This is a genomic window from Cupriavidus sp. 22TCCZM04-2 (genome assembly GCF_057798895.1).
This window is the reverse complement of the sequence record NZ_JBYOJS010000007.1, coordinates 172,599-191,459: the sequence shown is the minus strand read 5'-3', so window position 1 is coordinate 191,459 and position 18,861 is coordinate 172,599. Positions and strand designations below refer to the sequence as shown.

Genomic DNA, 18,861 nt, shown 5'->3' with positions numbered 1-18,861 from the left:
TTGGCGGTCTGTCGGGCGTACACCCGATTCCTCAGGGCGACCTAGCCCACCACCCTATCGACCGGCGGCACGTCCGCTCCGCAATCATCGCGCATGTACCTGGCGCGTCGGCTTGCGCAAGCACGGTCCTCTCACGCCAGTAATGCCGCCCGCGCCTGATGCACGGGACGCGACACTGGCTATTCATCCATGGCGCCCGCTTGCCGGGCAAGCACGCACGGTACATGGCCGTGCGCGACGCCGCCCAAGGCCGCGCCACTAGCAGGAGACAATTTGAATCTCAACATCACACCCTTCACCGTTTCGGTGTATCCCATCCAGCAGCAACCGGGTGTCTGGTTTGCGAACTACATGATCGCCGAGTACCGGAACGGCGCCGAGCGCATCGTGGCCAACGTCTCGATGCGGCACGCCACGCACCGCTCGGAAGCCGATGCCAGGAAGGCCGCCCGCCGCGCTGGCGAAACCGCAGTCGCGCGCATGCGCCAGCAGCGCTTGCCGCACCGGCAGGCATAGTCGTCAACGCAGGGCCGAGCGGACCGGCGCTATCGTGCCCGACCCGGTACGCCCCCGCCTACCGGCCTGAGTTCGCCATCCCAAGGCGCGGCATGCAGATCCAGGACAGAATCGCCCTCACGCGTCTTCTCATAGAGATGGTCCCGGACCGCCTGCCCGATTGCCAGGCGGCATAGTGTCTCGCTGTTCTGCGGGATCGTGTCCGGCGACAAACCGGTTGCCACCATCACGCCGAACGAACGCCTGCCATCTCCGACAAAGCTGGCGAACCTGACGCCGGTGGGATGTCCCGCCGCGGCAAAACAGGTGGCGACATGGTAGGCAATCCCTTTGCCTGCGCCCGGCAGCGTGCACAGGAAACTCGATGATTCCGCGACTTTGTTCATGGTTGTACTGGCGCTCCAGGCGGCCTCATGCCGCCGTTGTCCCAGTGACCTCATGGGCGCGATTGAGAATTCCCGTCGACGATACTCAGAGGGAAACGACGGATTGGCCGGGAATGGCGCCGTTGATGATGTCCTCGGCATAGCGAAGCACTGCGCGCCGTGCCGCCCCAACGTTGTCCCAGGGCGTTTCGTCAAGACGGAAGGTACGCGCCTTCTCGCCTTCTGGCTGTCCGCCTTCACGGCAGATCACGACGGCTGCGTTGAAGGATCGGTCTGGCTTCGGCTCCATCCAGGCCCGTTCCGCAGTATGTCTGTACACCAGAGGGTAAAGGTCATACCCCTTGTAAGTGGCAGTCGGAAAAGCATCCATGACTCGCTCCGGGGCGTTTGCGATGTATTGCCCACTCTACTCCTCTTGCAGGCTGCGAGTGCCTTTATTTCTCCCGGGATCGCAACTGTACGACAGTGCCGGAGAAAGGCTTTGCAATGCGAAGTCATTTGTGGCCACTCTCTGCCGATCCCGCAATGCGAATATGCAAGCCATATCGTGATGCGTGCTACAGTGAGCCTTCCCTAATGCAAGAGGCCAGTATGTCGCTCTGTGCAAATTGCCTGGCACTGATACCCGACACCCCCGGCGTCGCTGGCCACCCCGCACTGCGCATCGTGGACACCCAGCGGCGCAAGGTTCCGCGCTCGGTCACCGTCACCCTGAGTACATTCCGCTGCACGGACTGCGGCGCGATGTGGCGTTACCGCGAAGCGAAGGACGACGGGCCGCAAGGCTGGGCGCTGCTGGCAACGGAAACGGCGAGCCAAGGATCCTGAGCACGGCGCCGCGAACATCGTCAATCCGAAAACAGGCCGACGAATTCCTTGCGCAACCACTGGTTGGCGGGGTCCCGATGGTACCGGGCATGCCAGAAGAGATTGATCTGGATTTCCGGCAACTCGACCGGATGCGCAATATGCCGCAGTCCAAAGTAGGCGGCGCTGCGACGGGCAAAGGTCTCGGTAACCGTCGCGACGAGATCCGTGCTCGCAACAATGTCCGCCAGCGCGGCGAAATGCGGCACGCGCAAGCGAATCTTCCGCTGCACGCCCCGCTGGGCGAGGATTTCATCGACGCGCGCATGTCCCGTGCCCGCCGCCGTCACCACCACGTGCTCCGCTTGCTCGAAGTCGCCCTGGCTGACGTCGCGCTTGTCCAGTGGATGGCCGGGCCGGAACATGCACACGTAGCGCTGGCGGAATAGCCGACGCTGGAAGAATTCAGAACCCAGTTCAGGCAGCGGCCCCACCGCAAGGTCGATCTTGCCCAGGCTCATTTCCGATGCGAGATCGACGGCCGTGTTGCGCACGGTCGCTACCGCGACCCCCGGCGCGCGTTCCCGCAGCGCGCCCATCAGCCGCGGAATGAAGTGCACTTCGCCGATGTCGGTCATCGCAATCCGGAACGACCGGTCACTGCGCAACGGATCGAACGAGACTTTCTGGCTCAGCGCAACCTGTAAGGCTTCGAGTGCGTATGCCACCGGCTCCCCGAGGTCCTGAGCAAGCGGCGTCGGCAGCATGCCCTTGCTGCTGCGCACAAAGAGCTCGTCGTCGAACAGCCGGCGCAGCCGCGCCAGCGCATTGCTGACGGCCGGCTGGCTCAGGTTGAGCGCCCGCGCCGCTCCCGATACCGTGCGCTCGCGCAACAAGTGCTCGAACACCACCATCAGGTTCAGGTCCACATCCTTCAGTTCCACGGCGCGCCTTTATTGATTCGGTGAATATTCGATATTGCCGTGATTCTATTGGTTAATTTCACTCGTTGCACCATGATTCCCCCAGGCCACAAGACAGACCACTGCCGGAGACATCATGGAAGTCCTCGTCCAACCCCTGGGCAAACGCATCGACATTGCCGGTGGCGAAAATCTGCTGACCGCGCTGCAAAAGCACGACATTCCCATTTCGTATAGCTGTATGGCCGGTCGCTGCGGCACCTGCCGCTGCCGTGTGATCGACGGCGACATCCAGGAAGCCGGCGGCTATGAATTCCACCACGGCGATCACGCGACGCACCGCCATGTACTGGCATGCCAGTCGGTCGTCACCGGTCACTGCACCATCGAGATCCCCGAGCCCGACGAAGTGGTCGTGCATCCCGCGCGCATCGTCAAGGCGACCGTCACCGCACTGACCGAACTCACCCACGATATCCGGATGATCCGGCTGGCACCGTCCAAGCCGCTGTCGTTCTCGCCGGGCCAGTACGCGATGCTGCAGTTCACGCCGGACCATATCCGCCCTTACTCCATGGCGCGGCTGGCCAGCGACGGCGAACTGGAGTTCCATGTGCGCAGCGTGTCCGACGGCCGCGTCACCCGCTATATCCGCGACAAGCTCAAGGTCGGCGACACGGTTCGCGTCAGTGGCCCGCTGGGCACGTCGTACTTGCGCACCCGCAATGACGACCCGATCCTCTGCATCGCCGGCGGCACCGGGCTCGCACCCGTACTGTCGATCGTGCGCGGTGCGATCGCGGCGGAATTGCCGAACCCGATCCACCTCTACTTCGGCGTGCGCGCGCCGCGCGATGCCTATGGGCTCGACTGGCTGCGCGAACTCTCGCAACGGCATCCGCGGCTGCGCGTCGAGATCGTGTCGACACTGCCTGGCGATGACGCCGGATTGCGCACCGGCCTGGTCACCGAAGCCGTTGCCGCCGACCTCCCCGACCTGCAGGGCTGGCGTGCCTACCTGTGCGGCGCGCCGCCGATGGTCGACGCCGCCACGTTGCTACTGCGCAGCAAGGGCGTAGCGCCCGCGCACATCTACGCCGACGCCTTCTACGCAACCGGCACCTGACACCCCGCCACATCCAGATGGACACCACAACGATGGAGACGACATCCATGGCCAGCCCCCGCTCGCAAGACCGGCCTGTCTGGGCCGACGACGGCATCAGCCGCATCCCGTTCCGCGTCTACACGGACCAGCAGCTTTACCAGCGCGAACTGGAACGCGTCTTCTACCAGGGCCACTGGAACTACGTCGGCCTGGAAGCGGAAATCCCTAGTCCGGGCGACTTCAAGCGGACCACCATCGGCGAACGCTCGGTCATCCTCGTGCGCGACCAGGAAGGCGGGATCAACGTGGTCGAAAATGTCTGCGCCCATCGCGGCATGAAGTTCTGCCGCGAACGCAGCGGCAACCGCAAAGACTTCCATTGCCCCTACCACCAGTGGAACTACGACCTGAAAGGCAACCTGCAGGGCGTGCCGTTCCGCCGCGGCGTGAAGCAGGACGGCAAGGTCAATGGCGGCATGCCGGCCGACTTCAGGCCGCAGGACCATGGCCTCACGCAACTGAAGGTCGCCGCGCGCGGCGGCGTGGTGTTCGCCTCGTTCGACCATGACGTGGAGCCGCTGGAGGATTACCTCGGACCGGAAATCCTCTGTTACTTCGACCGCCTGTTCAACGGCCGCAAGCTGAAGGTCCTTGGCTACAACAAGCAGCGCATCCCGGGCAACTGGAAGCTGATGCAGGAGAACATCAAGGACCCGTACCACCCAGGGCTGCTGCACACGTGGTTCGTCACGTTCGGCCTCTGGCGCGCGGACAACAAGGCGCGCCTGGTCATGGACCCGCACTTGCGCCATGCCGCGATGGTCTCCACGCGCGGCCAGGGCGGCAAGGGTGAGGTCACGTCAGGCGTGACCAGCTTCAAGGACCAGATGACGCTGCAGGATGACCGCCTGCTCGACATCGTCCACGAGCCCTGGTGGGGCGACCCGACCGCCGTGATGATGACGGTCTTCCCGAGCGTGATCTTCCAGCAGCAGGTGAATTCCGTCTCGACGCGCCACATCCAGCCCAACGGCCCGGATTCGTTCGATTTCGTCTGGACGCATTTCGGCTTCGAGGACGACACCGAAGACATGACGCGCCGCCGCTTGCGGCAAGCCAATCTGTTCGGGCCAGCCGGCTTTGTCTCGGCCGACGACGGCGAAGTCATCGAATGCTCGCAAGAGGGCTTTTCGCAGAAGCCGTGGCACCGCGTCGTCGCGGAACTCGGCGGGACCACCGCGGAGAACACCGACCACATGGTCACCGAGACGCTGATCCGCGGCATGTACGCCTACTGGCGCAAAGTGATGGAGATCTGACGACATGGATTTCGCAACGTATCATGCGCTGCTGTCGCTGTACGCCGACTACGCCAGCGCCGTCGACCAGGGCGACTGGGACCGCTGGCCCGAGTTCTTTACCGACGACTGCCTCTACCGGGTCCAGCCGCGCGAGAACTTCGAGCGCGGCCTGCCGCTGGCGACCATGTCGCTGGAGAGCCAGGGCATGCTGCGCGATCGCGTCTTCGGCATCCGCGAAACGCTGTTCCACGATCCCTACTACCAGCGCCATATCACCGGCGTGCCGCTGGTCCGCGAAAGTACCGATGCGTATATCGTCGCCGAAGCGAATTACGCCGTACTGCGCACCAAGCCGGACCAGGTCAGCGAGGTCTTCAACACAGGCCGCTATCTCGACCGGATCGCGCGCACGCCGCAAGGCCTGCGCTTCGCCGTCCGCCAGTGCATCTTCGACAGCGAGATGATCCCCAACTCGCTGATCTACCCGATCTGATGACGACAACCGGAGACAACCCCATGACCGAAACCTGGATCGAGGCGGCCCCGCTCGCCAGCGTGCCGCAGGACGATGTGGTCGCCGTGCAGGTGCAGGACCGCGAGATCGCCCTCTATGGCGTCGACGGCGAGGTGTTCGCCACCGACAATCTCTGCACGCACGGCCACGCCCGGCTCTGCGACGGATTCCTCGATGGCCACGAGATCGAATGCCCGCTGCATCAGGGCAAGTTCGATGTACGGACCGGTGCGGCCATGTGCGCGCCGTTGACCGAGGCGGTGCGCGCCTATCCCGTCAGGATCGAGGACGGCAAGGTGTTTCTCGACCTGGGCTGACCCGCGCAGCCGGACCACGGCCCACGTGGTCCGGCTGCGCGGCGGCGCTACAATGCCCGCCACGCCCCCGAAATCAACCGCCATGCTGCCGGACAGCGAATCCCTTCTCCTGCTTGTCACCCGCCAGATGCCGTTCGGCAAACACAAGGGCACGCTGATTGCCGACCTGCCCGGCAACTACCTGAACTGGTTCGCGCGCGAGGGCTTTCCGCCCGGTGAAATCGGCCGTTTGCTGGCGTTGATGCACGAACTCGACCACAACGGACTGGCGGACCTGCTCAAGCCGCTGCGCGGGCGGCCCTGAAGCGCAGCGGGATGGATTTACATCCTGCGGTAAGAAAGCGCCGGCAGCCGGGCTGTCGCCGCCGCGCACCGCGCCTCCCGTGGCAAGAAGATCACCTGAACCGCAGGCACGCCTCATGCGAGAACGCGCGGATATGCGGCGGGATCGGAACCGCCGCTGACCTGTTCATCTTCGAAGGAGAGGCATCCATGCGTACAGGAAACCGCAACCTCATCGATATGGCCGTCGCGGCAATAGGCGGCGCCGCGCTGATGTACCTGCTCGATCCGGAGCTCGGTGCGCGGCGGCGGGCCATGCTTCGGGACAAGGCGGAGGCAAAAAGCCATGACCTGAGCGACTACGCGCAGGCCCAGGCGAAGCGCGCGCTCGATCACGCGCGTGGCTTCGCTGCACGGGCGGGAACCCGCGTGGCAGCAGGCGAAAAAGCGCGTTCGAGCGACTACGACATCGGCGAGCGGATCCGGACGCGGCTGGACGACGTGGTCAGCCATCCCCGTGCGATCGGCGTCGATGTGGCCCGCGGATCTGTCTGCCTGAGCGGCCATGTCCTCCGCCACGAGCACGACGCCGTGCTGACCGCCGTGTGGGCAGTGCCCGGCGTCGCGGACATTGAAGACGGACTGACCGTGCACGAGGAAGCCGGCAACATTGCGGCGCTGCAAGGCTAGCTTCGCCCTGATAGCGGCGTTCGGGCGGCAATGCGCGCGGGGCCGGGCCTACAACACCCGACCGAACCACCACAGCGACAGCAGCCCCGCGCAGGCCGCCAGCAACGCTCCCGCGGCCGCGAAGAACGCCGTCACCTCGACCTGGTCGCGCTTGTCGAATGCCAGCCTCGCATTGAGCGCGCGATACACCCGCTTCAACGACGCTGCATCTTCGAGCCGGAAGTATTCGGCCCCGGTCGCGTCGGCGACCTGCTTCAATACCTTCTCGTCCAGCCTGACGCGCGCCGACCAGCCCTCCGCCGACAGCACGACCCCCTCGGTCGTGCCGACGCCGACGGTATAGACCCGCACGCCATACATCGCCGCGAGCTGGGCGGCCTGCTCCGCCGCCGGCCCCGCGTTGTTTTCGCCATCGGAGAACAGGACGATCGCGCCCGAAGCATAGGAGCCCGGCACTGGCGGATTCTCGTCGCCGGACGCCCCCGGTTTCTTCACTTGCGGGACATCGCCGCCATTCATCAGTCGCTCGGCGTCGTCGGCGGCCTCCGGCAGCAGCGTCGTGAGCGCGATCAGCAGGCCATTGCCCAGGGCGGTGCCGCCCTGCGGCTTCAGCCCTTCAATGGCCGCGGCCACGTCGTCCTTGCTGCGGCTGGGCGCCTGTGCCAGCGCGGCCGTGCCCGCCATCGCCACCACGCCCACACTCACGCCCGCCGGCTGGGCGTCTAGCAGCACCCGGGCCGCCTGCTGGGCGGCGCGGATGCGGCTCGGATGCACATCCTGCGCGCGCATGCTGCCTGACAGGTCCATGACGAGGATGACGGTCTTGATGCGCGAGGGCAGCGTCATCACCGCCTGGGGACGGGCAATGGCAAAGATGAGTGCACTGAGGGCCAGCAGCGTCAGCACGGCCGACACGTGACGGCGCCAGCCCGTGCCACCCTTCATGGCCATGCCGATGGAGCGCATGGCCGGATGGTCGACCGTTGTTCGCCGCCGGCGCAGGTCGAGCCAGACGTAGCCCGCGCCGAGCACCAGCACCAGCGCCAGCAGCCACAGCATGCTGGGCCAGAGGAAGCTGAACAGCGGCAGCCGGTTGAGGGTCTCGGTCATGTCGCCCCCACGGGCACGCCCCTGGCCGCCCCCTGGCGGAAGCGGCGCTCGCGCATGAACTGCAGGAGCGCCAGGTCAATCGGCGCGTAGGTCGAGAGCGTCAGGCATTCCACGCCGGCGCGCGCGAACGCGAGGCGCAGTTCGGACTCGCGCGCCTGGGCGATCGCGGCGAAGCGTTTGCGAAACGCGGGATCGTGCGTATCGATGAACATCTGCTCGCCCGACTCCGCATCCTGCAGCACGACCAGCCCGAGGTCGGGCAACGCCATCTCCAGCGGATCGACCAGCCGCACCGCGACGACTTCATGGCGCCGGGCCAGCATGGCGAGCGACGTCTGCCATCCCTGGGCACTGATGAAATCCGACACGATGAACATCACCGAGCGCCGTTTGGCGACGGCGCGCGCGCGCTCCAGCAGGTCGCGCAGGCGGGTCTCGCCGGGGCACACGGCCGGGGTGGTGTGCATGCGGTCAAGCAGGTGCAGCAACTGGCGGCGGCCGGAGCGCGGCGGAATCATCGAGGCCTGCGCGTCGCTTGCCCCGCCGTCGAGCACGGCGCCGATGCGGTTGCCATAGCGCGTCAGCAGCAAGGCCATGACGGTGGTGAAGTCGCTCAGCAGGTCACGCTTGCGCACCGTGCCGGAACCGAACTCCACCGACCCGCTCAGGTCGAGCACGAACCACGCCGAGAGGTCGCGATCCTCCTGGAACTCGCGCACGTGCGGCACCTGCAGCCGCGCCGTCACGTTCCAGTCGATGTGACGGACGTCGTCGCCGGGACGGTATTCGCGCAGGTCGGCAAGATCCAGCCCGAAGCCGCGGAACAGCGTGCGGTAGTCGCCCTGCAGCAGCCCGTCGAGGCGCCGCACCACGGTCCACTCCAGCCGCCGCAGCAGCGTCTCGGCCTGCCGTGCGCCGACGCTCGCCAGCGCCGCGCCCGAACGCGCGGGCGCGGCGGCCGCCGGCGCGTCGCCGCGCGGACGCTTACCGAACAGCCGCGCGAACATGGGATTCGAGCGGGCGCTCCGGAACCGGCAGCGCCTGCAGGATGCGCGTGATGAGCTGGTCCGCCGTCGCGCCATCCGACATGGCCTCGTACGACAGCGACAGGCGGTGGCGCAGTACATCGGGCACGAGATCGATCACGTCTTCGGGCACGGCATAATTGCGGCCGCGTAGGAACGCCAGCGCCCGCGCGCCTTCCACCAGCCCGATGGTGGCCCGGGGGCTCGCGCCGAACGCGATATAGCGCCCCATGTCTTCCAGGCCGTAGTTGCCCGGCTTGCGCGTGGCCGCCACCAGGCGCACCGCGTACTGGACCAGCGACGGGTCCACGTAGACGCGGCGGCACTCCTCCTGCAAGGCCGCCAGGTGCTCCGGCGTGGCAATCGCACTCACGCTGATGCGGGCCCCGGTGACCCGATTGACGATGACGACCTCTTCCTCCTCGCTCGGATACCCGACCAGCACCTTCATCATGAAGCGATCGACCTGCGCCTCGGGCAATGGATAGGTGCCTTCGGTCTCGATCGGATTCTGCGTCGCCATGACCAGGAACGGCGTGGGCACGCGATGGGTCTCGCCGGCAATGGTGACCTGCTTTTCCTGCATGACTTCCAGCAGCGCGCTTTGCACCTTGGCCGGCGCGCGATTGATTTCGTCGGCCAGCAGCAGGTTGGCGAAGACCGGCCCGCGCACGGTCGAGAACTCGCCCGTGCCCTGGTTGTACATGCGCGTGCCGACCAGGTCCGCCGGCAGCAGGTCCGGCGTGAACTGGATGCGCTTGAAGGTTCCGCTCATGGTGCGGGCCAGCGTATTGACCGTCAGCGTCTTGGCCAGGCCGGGCACGCCCTCCACCAGCAGGTGGCCGCCGGCCAGCATGGCCACCAGCACGCGTTCGAGAAAGTGGTCTTGCCCGACCACCACGCGTTTCACCTCGTACAGCAGGCGCTCCATCAGGTCGGCGCTGTCTGTCGCGCCATGGGCTTGCTCGTTCATAGGCCTCCGCGTCTAGAAAGGTGAAGTTCCGATAGAAGCGCCGGCGCTTTCGATCGTGACGGCAAAGCCGATCCCGAGGAAGGTGCCGCTCTGGTTGGGGTTGAGGATGGCGGTGACGATGCCGACCACCTCGCCATCCATGTTCACCAGCGGGCCGCCCGAATTGCCGGGATTGGCGGCCGCGTCGAACTGGATCAGGTTGTCCAGGCTCTGCGTCTTGTCGGGCGACACGAACTGCCGGTCGAGTCCGGACACCACCCCGGCGGACACCGACGGCCCGATGCCGAACGGAAAGCCGACCGCCACGACCTCGGAGCCCGGCGCAAGGTTGCGGCTGGAGCCGAGTGTCGCAGCCGGCAAGTCGTCGGGAATGGATTTCGGCCTGACGAGGGCGAGGTCTTTCTCAGGGATCGCCTGCATCACCGTCGCCTCGGAAGTCTGGCCGTCGTAGAAGCGAATCTCCACGCGCTTGGCATCGGCAACCACGTGGTAGCTGGTCAGCACCAGTCCGCTTTCGGTCACGACCACGCCAGAGCCGATGTGACGCGCTTCGCGCTTGTCCTGCTTGTCCTTTGTCGCGTCCTTGTCGGCCTGCGGATCGCTCTTCGCGAGTTCGTCGGAGGGCGCCCGCCGGGATGGCGGCGAGGACTTCCGCCGGTTGGCCGGCGGATCACGCCGGGCACGCGGCACGGAGGCGGCTTCGGCCTCCGGCTGCGCCGGCGAGAAGCTGCGCACCTCCACCACGGATTCGCGGATGGCCTCGGCCGCGCGAGCGGTGCGCGATGGCAGGCTCTTGGTCTGCAGCGTATGCAGCACCGCAGCATCGATATCGGCCTGCGTCAGCACCCGCGGCGACGGGCGCGACAGCCACGCAAGGCCCAGCGCCGCCGCGACCATCACCGCGACCGCAGCCGAGAGCCATCCGTAGATCGTCACACGCTTCATCGCACGCTCCCGAGTCCCGTGCCGCCTTAAAAAATACAGTACCATCCTCTTAACCATGCGCCAAGGAGCAGGGCATGCAGTTTCTCTGGCCGCAAATGCTCTGGTTGCTGCTTGCGCTTCCGTTGCTGGCAGCCGCTTACCTGTACCTGATCGCGCGACGCAAGAAGTCTGCCCTGCTTTACGCCAGCCTTGCGTTGCCCCGCGCTGCGCTCGGCACCGGCCAACGCCTGCGGCGTCACATTCCCCCGCTGCTGTTCCTGTTTGCCCTGGGCGCCGCCCTGCTGGCCTGCGCCCGGCCGACCGCCACCCTCACGCTGCCGTCCGACACCATCACGCTGGTGCTGGCGATGGATGTTTCGCGCAGCATGGAGGCCACCGACGTGACGCCCACGCGCCTCAGCGCCGCGCAGCAGGCGGCGCGCGAACTGATCGTCGGGCTGCCGGGCAGCGTCCGGCTTGGCATCGTCTCGTTCGCCGCGACGGCTACCGTGGTCCTGCGTCCCACCAGCAACCGGCAGGACATGCTCGACGCGATCGACCGGTTCCAGCTCCAGCGCGGCACGGCGACCGGCAGCGGGCTGATCCAGGCGCTGGCCGTGCTGTTTCCGGACGATGGCATCGACCTCGAAGCGATCCTGTTCAACGACGACCCGCCCTTCGCTTCCGCGCGCCGCGCCACGCCACTCGATGAAGCCGCCGCGGCCGACGCCGCGCGCAAGCGCGCGCAGGACCGGCCGCCAGCGCAACCGGGTTCCTATCGGCACGGCGCGGTCATCCTGCTCAGCGATGGCCGCCGCACCACCGGACCCGACCCGATCGAGGCCGCGCGCATGGCCGCCCAGCGTGGCGTGCGTGTCTATACCGTAGGCTTCGGCACGCTGGGCGGCAATGCGCCCGAGACCAGCCTGTCCTACTACATGCAGCTCGACGAGCCCGCCTTGCGCGCGGTGGCCACGCTGACCGGGGCCGAGTACTTCCAGGCAGGATCGGCGGCGGACCTGAGCCAGGTGTACCGGCAACTGAGCGCGCGCTTCGCGATGGAGCGCCGCGAGACCGAAGTCGGCGCGCTGCTGGCCGCGGCGTCGGTCGTGCTGCTGGTCCTGGCTTGTGCACTCTCGATGTTGTGGTTCCGTCGTTGACGGGCATTGACGATATCGGCGGAGCCGCTGAGCGCACCTTGCTTCGCCTGTCAACGAGCGTCCACACCCCCCATCGGCGCACTCCCGAGGCCATCGTGTTGAGGTATGCTTTCGCCCTCCAAAACGATCTTCTCCAGAGGGACCCATGCGGCGCGTCGTGTTCAATCAGAAAGGTGGCGTGGGCAAGTCGACCATCGTATGCAACCTCGCCGCGATCAGCGCCCGTGAAGGCCTGCGCACGCTGGTCGTCGACCTCGACGCGCAGTGCAACTCGACCCAGTACCTGATGGGCGCAAAGGCCGCCGAGGCAAACCCGACGGCGGCGCACTTCTTCGAGTCGTCGCTGACCTACAGCTTCAAGCCGGTCGACCTGGGCAGCTTCATCCACGCCACGCCGTTCGAAAATCTTGATGTGATGCCCGCGCATCCTGACCTCGACGCGCTGCATGGCAAGCTGGAATCCCGCTACAAGATCTACAAGCTGCGCGATGCCCTGATCGAGCTGGAGTCAGTCTATGACGCGATCTACATCGACACGCCGCCGGCGCTCAACTTCTACACGCGGTCCGCGCTGATCGCGGTGGAGCGCTGCCTGATCCCGTTCGACTGCGACGACTTCTCGCGCCGGGCGCTGTACACGCTGCTCGACAACGTGAAGGAAATCCAGCAGGACCACAACGATGCCCTGCAGGTCGAAGGCATCGTCATCAACCAGTTCCAGCCGCGCGCGAGCCTGCCGGTCAAGCTGGTCGAGGAGCTGGTCGGTGAAGGGCTGCCGGTGCTGGCATCGCGGCTGTCGTCATCGGTGAAGATCCGCGAATCGCACCAGCACGCCACGCCCATGATCCACCTGGATCCGCGCCACAAGCTGTCGCAGGAGTACCTGGCGCTGCACAGCGAACTGGCTGGCTGAGGAATACGGCAGGTCCACCCGCTGGCGATAACCGCGTCAGTCCAGGGCCAGGCCGCCGTGCGCCAGCACTTGGCGGAATACCGCCAGCCGGGCGTCACCGGTCTCCGCCAGCCTGTGGCAGATGTGCACGTACTTGTCCATGTCGCTGTGTCCGCGCAGGGCTTCCTCGCACTCCTGCTCCGAGACTTCCAGGTGGACACCGGTCAGGATCGCGCGGCCCTTCCCGACCTGCGTGCTGACGATGGCCGGTGGCATGCCTTCCATATCCGCATAGACGGCCAGGACTTCCGTATCGGCAGCCGGCGCGCCGTCGAAATCGAAACGGCAGCCACCGTGATAGTGCGTGTAGACCGACATCGGTACCGAGGCCAGCCGCTCGGTGGTCCGCAGTTCGACCGCGGCCGTGGTGCGCGGCGTGCCGTCATAGAGGCGGCCGCCGGTCAGTTCGGGCAGCGAGCCAACCGCGACGGCATCGACGAAGCCCAGTTCGCGCGGACCGCAGATGGCCCCGCGGGTGCCGGCGTGGAACGCCAGTTCCCTGCATGCGTAGTACGCGCCCGCGCAAATACCCAGGTAGGTGCCGCCGTTCTCGACAAAACGCCGGATGCGCGCGTTGGGCGCGCCATTGAGTTTCGCGCAGTACGGCAGATCAGCCCCGCCCGGCATGACGAACATGACCGCGTCGTCGAACAGCGTCGGGTCGTGCCGGATGTCCGAGGCCATGACCGCACGCATTTCATAGGTACCGGACTGCAGCTGCTGGCCGATCGTGCGCATCAGGCAGGCGGTCCAGTCGGAGGCGCCGGCGTCGATATAGGTCAGGATGTGGGGCTTGGGCATCTTCGGGGGCGAGAGGTCGGTCCGTATTGGCACGCAGAACCGAGTGTATTCCACGGACGGGCGCCCGGCCGCATGCGCCTTACATATCGAGCGGCACGGCACTCGTGCACTTGATTTCGTCGAGGCACACGCTGGACTTCACGCCGCTCACGCCGGGGATGCGCATCAGCGTATCGAGCAGGAAGTCCGACAGCGACTTCAGGTCCTTGGCGACCACCTTCAGCACGTAGTCGATATCGCCCGTCACCGAGAAGCATTCCTGGATCTGCGCCAGCTCCGCCACCAGGCTCTTGAAGTTCGACAGGTCGCGGATATGGCCGCGCTCCATGGTCACGTGGATGAACGCGACCACGCCGAGCCCCAGGCTCGCCGCATCGAGCCGCGCCTCGTAGCACTTGATGATGCCGCTCTCTTCCAGGCGGCGGTGACGCCGCAACGTTTGTGCCGGCGACAGCGCAATCGCCTCGGACAATTCCAGGTTCGAAGCCCGTCCCTGTTGCTGCAAGACGCCCAGCAGGCGGCGGTCCGTACGGTCAAGCTCGATGGCAGGCACTTTTATTTCCCCTCAATATAATTTCACGAAATCAGATTTCTCGTTTCAGGGTTTCCCTGCGTGAGGAATGAAATCCAATTTTGCCGGCCAGAATATACACTGCATTCCAGATTGGCAATGCCAGCGAGGGGCCAGAGAGAGTTCCCGACATTGCCCGAACGCGCCGCAGGCCAGGATCGCGGCGCACTGTTCGCAATATTATTTCCCGGCCGCCTGGCCGACAAAGACAGCGCCCCATGAACTTCCGCACACCGTCCCTGCCGCGTCCGCATGTCCCCCATCCCGACGCCCGGCTGCGGACGCCCGCGTGTTGATCGCGGCGGCCTGCCCGATTTCCTTTGCCTCCGCGGCCGACGGCACTCCGTCCGGTGCGCGAGATCGAAACCCTTACCTTCCTCTCTGAGACACACCATGGCCGATCTCTTTGACAACCCGATGCAGCTGATGGGCTTCGAATTCGTCGAATTCGCCTCGCCGACCCCCAATGTGCTGGAGCCGCTGTTCGAAAGGATGGGCTTCACGCTGGTGGCGCGCCACCGCTCCAAGGACGTGGTGCTGTATCGCCAGGGCGAGGTCAACTTCATCGTCAACCGCGAGCCCCACAGCCACGCCGCCTACTTTGCCGCCGAGCATGGCCCGAGCGCCTGCGGCATGGCCTTCCGCGTGAAGGATTCGCACAAGGCCTACGCCCGCGCGCTGGAACTGGGCGCGCAGCCGGTCGAAATCCCGACCGGCCCGATGGAACTGCGCCTGCCCGCGATCAAGGGCATCGGCGGCGCGCCGCTGTACCTGATCGACCGCTTCGAGGAAGGCAAGTCGATCTATGACATCGACTTCGAGTTCATCGAAGGCGTGGACCGCCACCCCGAAGGCCACGGCCTGAAGCTGATCGACCACCTGACGCACAACGTCTACCGTGGCCGCATGGCCTACTGGGCGAGCTTCTACGAGAAGCTGTTCAACTTCCGCGAGATCCGTTACTTCGACATCAAGGGCGAGTACACCGGCCTGACCTCCAAGGCCATGACCGCGCCGGACGGCAAGATCCGCATCCCGCTGAACGAGGAATCGTCCAAGGGCGCCGGCCAGATCGAGGAATTCCTGATGGCCTTCAATGGCGAGGGCATCCAGCACATCGCCTTCCTGACGGACAACCTGATCGAAGTCATCGACAACCTGCAGCTCGCGGGCGTGGAACTGATGACGGCGCCGAACGACTACTACTACCAGGCCCTGGACACCCGCCTGCCCGGCCACGGCCAGCCGGTGGACCAGCTCAAGGCCCGCGGCATCCTGCTCGACGGCACCACCGAAGGCGGCAAGCCGCGCCTGCTGCTGCAGATCTTCTCCAAGACCGTGCTCGGCCCGGTGTTCTTCGAGTACATCCAGCGCAGCGGCGACGACGGCTTCGGCGAAGGCAACTTCAAGGCGCTGTTCGAATCGCTGGAACGCGACCAGATCGCACGCGGCACGCTGAAGGTCGAGGCCTGACCGGCACCGGCCCGTCCCCGTCGCCGGGCACGGCACCCCGTGCCCGGCGATCCCCAAGGCCCAGGCGTCCTACCCGCACAGCAAGAGACGCCAGGCCCCGCATGCCATTCCATAAGAGTGGGTAGAGGAAACAATCCATGGTTTCAAGCAACAATGACGGCACGCTCAAGCGTGGCCTGAAGAACCGGCACATCCAGCTGATCGCGCTCGGTGGCGCCATCGGCACCGGGCTGTTCCTGGGCATCGCCCAGACGATCAAGATGGCCGGCCCCTCGGTCCTGCTCGGCTATGCCGTCGCTGGCATCGTGGCCTTCTTCATCATGCGCCAGCTGGGCGAGATGGTGGTGGACGAGCCCGTCGCCGGCTCCTTCAGCTACTTCGCCAACAAGTACTGCGGCCACTTCGCCGGCTTCATGTCGGGCTGGAACTACTGGGTGCTGTACATCCTGGTGAGCATGGCCGAGCTGTCGGCGGTAGGCATCTACGTGCAGTACTGGTGGCCCGGCATCCCGACCTGGATCTCGGCGCTGGCCTTCTTCCTGATCATCAACGCCATCAACCTGTCGAGCGTGAAGTCGTTCGGCGAGATGGAGTTCTGGTTCTCGATCGTCAAGGTGGCTGCCATCGTCGGCATGATCGGCTTCGGCGGCTACCTGCTGATGTCGGGCAATGCCGGTCCGCAGGCCAGCATCACCAACCTGTGGCAGCACGGCGGCTTCTTCCCGAATGGCCTGGGCGGACTGGTCATGGCCATGGCGGTGATCATGTTCTCGTTCGGCGGCCTGGAACTCGTCGGCATCACGGCGGCGGAAGCGGACCAGCCGGAAAAGAGCATCCCCAAGGCGACCAACCAGGTCATCTACCGCATCCTGATCTTCTACGTTGGCGCGCTGGCGGTACTGCTGTCGCTGTACCCGTGGGAAAACGTCGTCACCGGCGGCAGCCCGTTCGTGCTGATCTTCCATGCGCTGAACAGCAACTGGGTGGCCAATGTGCTGAACGTGGTGGTGCTGACGGCCGCGCTGTCGGTCTACAACAGCGGTGTGTACTGCAACAGCCGCATGCTGTTCGGCCTGGCCCAGCAGGGCAATGCGCCGAAGTCGCTGCTCAAGGTCAGCAAGCGCGGCATTCCGCTGACGGCGCTGGGCGTGTCGGCGGCCGCTACCGGCCTGTGCGTGCTGATCAACTACTTCATGCCGGGCAAGGCCTTCGAACTGCTGATGGGCCTGGTGGTCTCGGCCCTGATCATCAACTGGGCCATGATCAGCATCATCCACCTGAAGTTCCGCGCCGATAAGCGCAAGGCCCGCCAGGAAACGCGCTTCAAGAGCTTTGGCTACCCGCTCACCAACTACCTGTGCCTGGCGTTCCTGGGCGGCATCCTGTACGTGATGTACCTGACCGACGGCCTGCGCATCTCGGTGTACCTGATCCCGGTGTGGCTGGCCGTGCTGGGCATCAGCTACCGCCTGCGCCAGAAGAACGCGGTGCCCGCCCTGCAGGGCAGCGTCTCGGCCCAGTAAGGCAAGATCCCGGCGGCGCCGCATCGCGCGCCGCCGGTTACACTTCAGCCTGTGCGTCCGGGCCTGAAATCCTGTTCCGCACGCGCTCCAGCCCCGTCCCAGAATCCAGAGAATCCCATGTTTGCACATATCGAAGCCTTTCCCGGCGACCCGATCCTCTCGCTCAACGAAGACTTCCAGAAAGACCCGCGCACCGAGAAAGTCAACCTGAGCATCGGCATCTACTTCGACGACAACGGCCGCCTGCCGGTGATGGAAGCCGTCGAAAAGGCTGAAGCCGCGCTGCTGGCCGACATGGGCCCGCGCCCCTACCTGCCGATGTCGGGCCTGGTGGCCTACCGCAACGCCGTGCAGGCACTGGTGTTCGGCGAAGACAGCCCGGCGCGCGCCGCCGGCCGCATCGCCACGCTGCAGACGCTGGGCGGATCGGGCGCACTGCGCGTGGGTGCCGATTTCCTCAAGCGCTACTTCCCGCAGTCGCAGGTATGGATCAGCGACCCGAGCTGGGAAAACCACCGCGTGGTGTTCGAGCGCGCGGGCTTCACCGTCAACACCTACCCGTACTATGACGATGCCACCGGCGGCCTGAAGTTCGACGCCATGGTCGACGCCATCGGCAAGCTGCCCAAGCAGAGCATCGTGCTGCTGCACGCGTGCTGCCACAACCCGACCGGCGTGGACCTGAACCAGGACCAGTGGCGCCAGCTCGCCGGCGTGCTGAAGGCGAAGGAACTGCTGCCGTTCGTCGACATGGCCTACCAGGGCTTTGGCGAAGGCCTGGAGGACGACGCGTTCGCCATCCGCGAACTGGAGCGCCAGGGCGTGCCGTGCCTGGTGGCCAACTCGTTCTCGAAGAACTTCTCGCTGTATGGCGAGCGCTGCGGCGGCCTGAGCGTGGTGTGCAACAGCGCCGCCGAAGCCGCCAACGTGCTGGGCCAGCTGACCGGCGCCGTGCGTGCCAACTACAGCAACCCGCCCACGCACGGCGCGCGCGTGGTGGCCAAGGTGCTGACCACGCCCGAACTGCGCACGCTGTGGGAGAAGGAACTCGCCGAGATGTGCGGCCGCATTGCCCGCATGCGCGAGGCGATTCACCACAACCTGCGCGACCATGTCAGCGGCGAGGCGCTGTCGCGCTACCTGACCCAGCGCGGCATGTTCACCTACACCGGGCTGAACGCGGAACAAGCCGACCGCCTGCGCGAACAGCATGGCGTGTATCTGCTGCGCTCCGGCCGCATGTGTGTGGCCGGTCTCAACGAGCGCAATGTGACGGTGGTGGCCAAGGCCATCGCCGCCGTGCTCGGCGGCAAATAAGTCGCTTCCGCGCCGGCCGCTCGTCCATGGGGACATCCGACGAGCGGCCGCAGCCGAGGTAATTCCTACACCGCCCCGGCAATTCTGACACCCTAACCGCGCCAGCAGACCCCCGCGCACCCGGTGCCCCCGACCATGGGCACCGATCTTGCTGCCCTTGGCCCTGACAGCGAAGCCCCTCCTGCCCT

22 protein-coding genes are annotated in these 18,861 nt (G+C 65.9%); 13 read left to right on the top strand and 9 right to left on the bottom strand.

Features of this window, described 5'->3' with window-relative positions:
• The first annotated feature begins 273 nt into the window (after positions 1 to 273).
• Positions 274 to 516 (top strand): isochorismatase, encoded by a 243-nt coding sequence (locus tag AC3FKG_RS13390; RefSeq protein ID WP_483714006.1) that lies wholly within the window; start codon positions 274 to 276, stop codon positions 514 to 516.
• Positions 517 to 545: 29 nt separating this feature from the next.
• Here AC3FKG_RS13390 and AC3FKG_RS13385 read toward each other — a convergent pair whose 3' ends face one another.
• On the bottom strand, positions 546 to 902 hold the full coding sequence (locus tag AC3FKG_RS13385; protein WP_483714005.1) for a hypothetical protein: 357 nt from the start codon (positions 900 to 902) through the stop codon (positions 546 to 548).
• Positions 903 to 987: 85 nt separating this feature from the next.
• A complete protein-coding gene (locus tag AC3FKG_RS13380) occupies positions 988 to 1,272 on the bottom strand; it encodes a hypothetical protein (RefSeq protein ID WP_483714003.1) in 285 nt (94 codons plus the stop codon).
• Between the two features lie 221 nt (positions 1,273 to 1,493).
• Between AC3FKG_RS13380 and AC3FKG_RS13375 the strand changes: the two genes are divergently transcribed.
• Positions 1,494 to 1,730 (top strand): hypothetical protein, encoded by a 237-nt coding sequence (locus AC3FKG_RS13375; RefSeq protein ID WP_483714002.1) that lies wholly within the window; start codon positions 1,494 to 1,496, stop codon positions 1,728 to 1,730.
• A 20-nt stretch (positions 1,731 to 1,750) separates the two neighbouring features.
• Here AC3FKG_RS13375 and AC3FKG_RS13370 read toward each other — a convergent pair whose 3' ends face one another.
• Complete coding sequence (locus tag AC3FKG_RS13370; protein ID WP_483714001.1) at positions 1,751 to 2,653, bottom strand: LysR family transcriptional regulator; 903 nt, start codon at positions 2,651 to 2,653, stop codon at positions 1,751 to 1,753.
• A gap of 115 nt (positions 2,654 to 2,768) precedes the next feature.
• Here AC3FKG_RS13370 and AC3FKG_RS13365 point away from each other — a divergent pair, with 115 nt between their 5' ends.
• From AC3FKG_RS13365 to AC3FKG_RS13340, 6 genes are all read left to right on the top strand, one after another.
• Positions 2,769 to 3,758, top strand: coding sequence for a 2Fe-2S iron-sulfur cluster-binding protein (locus AC3FKG_RS13365; protein WP_488743314.1), 990 nt, complete (start codon positions 2,769 to 2,771; stop codon positions 3,756 to 3,758).
• A 47-nt stretch (positions 3,759 to 3,805) separates the two neighbouring features.
• Positions 3,806 to 5,059, top strand: a complete 1,254-nt coding sequence (locus AC3FKG_RS13360; RefSeq protein WP_488743313.1) for an aromatic ring-hydroxylating dioxygenase subunit alpha — start codon at positions 3,806 to 3,808, stop codon at positions 5,057 to 5,059.
• A gap of 4 nt (positions 5,060 to 5,063) precedes the next feature.
• The gene (locus AC3FKG_RS13355; RefSeq protein WP_483713997.1) at positions 5,064 to 5,534 is read left to right on the top strand and encodes an aromatic-ring-hydroxylating dioxygenase subunit beta; all 471 of its coding nucleotides are present in this window, start codon (positions 5,064 to 5,066) and stop codon (positions 5,532 to 5,534) included.
• A gap of 23 nt (positions 5,535 to 5,557) precedes the next feature.
• On the top strand, positions 5,558 to 5,872 hold the full coding sequence (locus tag AC3FKG_RS13350; protein ID WP_483713996.1) for a non-heme iron oxygenase ferredoxin subunit: 315 nt from the start codon (positions 5,558 to 5,560) through the stop codon (positions 5,870 to 5,872).
• Between the two features lie 82 nt (positions 5,873 to 5,954).
• Positions 5,955 to 6,176, top strand: coding sequence for a DUF3820 family protein (locus AC3FKG_RS13345; protein ID WP_483714488.1), 222 nt, complete (start codon positions 5,955 to 5,957; stop codon positions 6,174 to 6,176).
• Between the two features lie 218 nt (positions 6,177 to 6,394).
• Positions 6,395 to 6,844, top strand: a complete 450-nt coding sequence (locus tag AC3FKG_RS13340; protein ID WP_483714487.1) for a BON domain-containing protein — start codon at positions 6,395 to 6,397, stop codon at positions 6,842 to 6,844.
• A gap of 48 nt (positions 6,845 to 6,892) precedes the next feature.
• Here the strand turns inward: AC3FKG_RS13340 and AC3FKG_RS13335 are convergent, their stop codons facing one another.
• From AC3FKG_RS13335 to AC3FKG_RS13320, 4 genes are read right to left on the bottom strand one after another with little or no spacing between them, the layout of a single operon-like run.
• Positions 6,893 to 7,954 carry a VWA domain-containing protein gene (locus AC3FKG_RS13335; protein WP_483713995.1) on the bottom strand — a complete coding sequence of 354 codons (1,062 nt, stop codon included), beginning with the start codon at positions 7,952 to 7,954 and terminating at the stop codon, positions 6,893 to 6,895.
• The gene (locus AC3FKG_RS13330) at positions 7,951 to 8,961 is read right to left on the bottom strand and encodes a DUF58 domain-containing protein (protein WP_483713994.1); all 1,011 of its coding nucleotides are present in this window, start codon (positions 8,959 to 8,961) and stop codon (positions 7,951 to 7,953) included. Before AC3FKG_RS13330 ends, AC3FKG_RS13335 begins: the two co-directional genes overlap by 4 nt.
• Complete coding sequence (locus AC3FKG_RS13325; protein ID WP_483713993.1) at positions 8,939 to 9,952, bottom strand: AAA family ATPase; 1,014 nt, start codon at positions 9,950 to 9,952, stop codon at positions 8,939 to 8,941. The genes AC3FKG_RS13330 and AC3FKG_RS13325 overlap by 23 nt, the downstream gene beginning before the upstream one ends.
• A 12-nt stretch (positions 9,953 to 9,964) precedes the next feature.
• Positions 9,965 to 10,897, bottom strand: a complete 933-nt coding sequence (locus AC3FKG_RS13320) for a S1C family serine protease (protein ID WP_488743312.1) — start codon at positions 10,895 to 10,897, stop codon at positions 9,965 to 9,967.
• A gap of 74 nt (positions 10,898 to 10,971) precedes the next feature.
• On the opposite strand from AC3FKG_RS13320, the gene AC3FKG_RS13315 reads away from it, so the two are divergent.
• Both AC3FKG_RS13315 and AC3FKG_RS13310 read left to right on the top strand, forming a co-directional pair.
• Positions 10,972 to 12,036: a VWA domain-containing protein gene (locus tag AC3FKG_RS13315; protein WP_483713990.1), complete on the top strand. Its 1,065-nt coding sequence runs from the start codon at positions 10,972 to 10,974 to the stop codon at positions 12,034 to 12,036.
• A 145-nt stretch (positions 12,037 to 12,181) separates the two neighbouring features.
• Positions 12,182 to 12,949, top strand: coding sequence for a ParA family protein (locus tag AC3FKG_RS13310; RefSeq protein WP_483713989.1), 768 nt, complete (start codon positions 12,182 to 12,184; stop codon positions 12,947 to 12,949).
• A gap of 36 nt (positions 12,950 to 12,985) precedes the next feature.
• Here the strand turns inward: AC3FKG_RS13310 and AC3FKG_RS13305 are convergent, their stop codons facing one another.
• Both AC3FKG_RS13305 and AC3FKG_RS13300 read right to left on the bottom strand, forming a co-directional pair.
• Complete coding sequence (locus tag AC3FKG_RS13305; RefSeq protein WP_483713988.1) at positions 12,986 to 13,789, bottom strand: BPL-N domain-containing protein; 804 nt, start codon at positions 13,787 to 13,789, stop codon at positions 12,986 to 12,988.
• A gap of 79 nt (positions 13,790 to 13,868) precedes the next feature.
• Complete coding sequence (locus AC3FKG_RS13300; RefSeq protein ID WP_483713987.1) at positions 13,869 to 14,342, bottom strand: Lrp/AsnC family transcriptional regulator; 474 nt, start codon at positions 14,340 to 14,342, stop codon at positions 13,869 to 13,871.
• Positions 14,343 to 14,753: 411 nt separating this feature from the next.
• On the opposite strand from AC3FKG_RS13300, the gene hppD reads away from it, so the two are divergent.
• The 3 genes from hppD (at position 14,754) to AC3FKG_RS13285 (ending at position 18,673) form a co-directional block, all read left to right on the top strand.
• Complete coding sequence (gene hppD, locus AC3FKG_RS13295) at positions 14,754 to 15,833, top strand: 4-hydroxyphenylpyruvate dioxygenase (RefSeq protein ID WP_483713986.1); 1,080 nt, start codon at positions 14,754 to 14,756, stop codon at positions 15,831 to 15,833.
• A 137-nt stretch (positions 15,834 to 15,970) separates the two neighbouring features.
• Positions 15,971 to 17,356 carry an amino acid permease gene (locus AC3FKG_RS13290; RefSeq protein ID WP_483713984.1) on the top strand — a complete coding sequence of 462 codons (1,386 nt, stop codon included), beginning with the start codon at positions 15,971 to 15,973 and terminating at the stop codon, positions 17,354 to 17,356.
• Between the two features lie 117 nt (positions 17,357 to 17,473).
• Positions 17,474 to 18,673, top strand: coding sequence for an amino acid aminotransferase (locus AC3FKG_RS13285; RefSeq protein ID WP_488743311.1), 1,200 nt, complete (start codon positions 17,474 to 17,476; stop codon positions 18,671 to 18,673).
• Positions 18,674 to 18,861 lie beyond the last annotated feature (188 nt).